Origin of the sequence: Roseomonas sp. TAS13 (assembly GCF_001950415.1) — a bacterium.
Lineage (GTDB): Bacteria > Pseudomonadota > Alphaproteobacteria > Acetobacterales > Acetobacteraceae > Roseomonas > Roseomonas mucosa.
This window is the reverse complement of sequence record NZ_BDLP01000504.1, coordinates 1-2,600: the sequence shown is the minus strand read 5'-3', so window position 1 is coordinate 2,600 and position 2,600 is coordinate 1. Positions and strand designations below refer to the sequence as shown.

At 74.4% G+C, this 2,600-nt stretch carries 2 protein-coding genes; both read right to left on the bottom strand.

Annotation, left to right across the window (positions count from 1 at the left end):
* Positions 1 to 32: 32 nt before the first annotated feature.
* Complete coding sequence (locus ROTAS13_RS22780) at positions 33 to 1,622, bottom strand: AsmA family protein (RefSeq protein ID WP_075823527.1); 1,590 nt, start codon at positions 1,620 to 1,622, stop codon at positions 33 to 35.
* The gene (locus tag ROTAS13_RS22775) at positions 1,622 to 2,593 is read right to left on the bottom strand and encodes an RluA family pseudouridine synthase (protein ID WP_058389553.1); all 972 of its coding nucleotides are present in this window, start codon (positions 2,591 to 2,593) and stop codon (positions 1,622 to 1,624) included. Before ROTAS13_RS22775 ends, ROTAS13_RS22780 begins: the two co-directional genes overlap by 1 nt.
* Positions 2,594 to 2,600 lie beyond the last annotated feature (7 nt).

The following is a 2,600-nucleotide window of genomic DNA, read 5'->3' as shown; positions in this document are numbered from 1 at the left end:
TCGCCTTACGGTGGAGCTGTGCGTAGATGTGATCAAGAGACAGGCAGGGGCGGCGGGATGGCGTCGAGATCGAGCCGTGCGACGTCGATCCGCCCGTCCACCGCCGGCACGCTGCCGGGCCGCAGCCGCAGATCGCCCGTCGCCTCGGCCTGTTCCGAACGCAGGGAAAGGTTCCGCAGCCCGACCCAGCCATCCGCCTCGCCCACCAGATGCGTGCTGGCCTCCAGGCCCCGCAAGCCGGGCAGGGGCAGGTGCGCCCGCTGCCCGAGGGTGCGGAGGTCCTGGATCTTCAGGGAAAGGTCCATCGCCGCGCCTTCGGGGCCCGGTCCCGCCAGCGTACCGCCAAGGGACAGGGCGAGATCCTCGCCGGTCACCGAGAGCTGCAGCGGCCAGGGGCCGCCCCGGCCCGACCGCACCGCCCGCGGCGGCGGCAGGTCGGCCCTCCAGCTCAGCGGCAGGTCGCCGATCTGGGCCTCGCCGGTGGCGGAAACCCGGGCGCCGAGATCCGGTGCGGTGACCGTGATGGGGCCCAGCGAGATGTCCGGCCCGCTGTCGCGGCGGGGCAGGTCCACCTTGCCCGCGGCGAGGCGGATCGACGTCGGCCCCCCAGGCGCGAGGTCCATATCGAGGGCAAGGTCCTCGGCCGGCGGCAGCGCCAGTCCCGGCACCAGCATCGCCAGCCGTGCGGTGTTGTCGGCGGAGACCCTGAGCCGGCCGGACCAGACGTTTCCGGAGAAGGTGCCCGAAAGCTGCGCCTGTATCCCCTCGCCGGACAGGGAGGCGTCGATGGGCCAGTCCTGGGCGGAGGGCCGCCCCGGCTGGGTTCCCGATTGGGCGGAAAGCAGGCCGGACAGGCTGCCGCCGCGCGCGTCCAGCGACAGGGCGAGACCCCGGAAGCCGACATCGCCCATCATGCGGAGCGTGCCGTCGCCCTCGGTGTGCAGGGCCAGCGCAGGCAGCGCCAGCTGCTCCGTCTGGCCGGAACGCATGTCGTGCCAAACCGCCCTGCCGTCGCGCAGCTCCACCTGGCGCAGCTCCACCGCATAGCCCTGGACGGGGCGGCCCCCGGTGGAAGCGGCACCCGGTGCCGGGGCGGGCCGGGAATCGGGCGCCTGCGCTGGGGCAGCGGCCGGATGGAAGCGCCAGTTGGGCTGCCCCGCGGCATCCGTCTCCAGCAGCAGTTCCGGCGCCACCACCGTCAGGTGCCGGATCTCCAGCCGCTGCGACAGCAGCGGCAGCAGCGCCACCTCCGCCTCCACGCGGCGGGCGGTGAACATCTCGGGCCGCGAGCCGCCCGGGGCATTGGCGAAGCGCGGGCCTTCCAGCACCACGGTCGGCACCAGGGCCAGCTTCAGCCCCACGGGGCCGGACAGGGTGAACGGGCGGCCCGTGGCGGCGGTCACCGCGCTTTCCACACGCCGGCGCAGGTACTCGCCATCCAGCAGCACAGACAGGGTGGCATAGCCCAGCAGCGGCAGGGCCAGCACCACCCCGCCCGCGATCCACCAGCCCCGGCGGCGGCGTGGCGGGGTGGGCTCGCGGCCTGGCGGAAGCCCCGCGGGCGGTTTCAGGGGTGGTCCCGGCGGGCGCCCGCCATCCATCGGCGCCTCGGGCGTGGCCATTAGCCGCGTATCCAGCGGGAGCGAGGGGTCTTCGGGCGGTCGAAGCCGAGAAAGACGAAGGTCTCGTTCATGTGCGGCGGCAGCGGCGCCGCCACCTCCAGCCGCCCGCCCTCGGGGTGCGGCACGGCGATGGCCCGGGCATGCAGGTGCAACTGGCCGGACAGGTCCTCCAGATGCGCCGCCGAGCCGCCATACTTGCCGTCGCCCACGATCGGGCATTTCAGCGCCGAGGCGGCATGGACGCGGAGCTGGTGCGTGCGGCCAGTGAGCGGGTTCATCTCCAGCCAGGCGGCATGGCCGCGCGCCGCGTCCACGGTGCGGTAGTCGGTGACGGCGCGGGTGCCCTCGCCATCCTCGGCCGGGGCGGTGCGCTCGCCACGGGCGCCGGCCAGCTTGGCGAGCGGCATGTTGATTCGCCCCTCACGCGGCGTGGGCACGCCGGCGACCACGGCCCAGTAGGTCTTCTCCGCGTCGCGCCCCCGGAAGGCGGCGGCCAGCTTCGCGGCGGCGGCGGCGGTGCGGGCCAGCAGCAGCACGCCGGAGGTGTCGCGGTCCAGCCGGTGGACGAGGCGCGGCCGCTCCTCCGCGCCGAAGCGCAGCGCGTCCAGCATGGCATCGAGGTTGCGGGTGATGCCCGGCCCGCCCTGGACCGCCAGCCCGTGCGGCTTGTCGAGCGCGATCACGCTGTCGTCGCGGTAGATCACCATGCGCTCCAGCATCGCCGCGTCGCGTTCCGAGACCTCGCGGACCGGCTTCGGCGCCGGGGCGCTGGGCATGGGCGGGATGCGGATCTCCTGTCCGGGGGCGAGGCGCGTGCCGGTCTCGGCCCGCTTGCCGTCGACACGGATCTGCCCGGTGCGCAGCATCTTCTGCAGCGCACCCTGGGTCAGGGCGGGATAGTGCCGGCGGAACCAGCGGTCGAGGCGCAGATCGGCCTCGTCTGCCGCGACGGAGCGGGTGGAAACGGTCATGACGGGG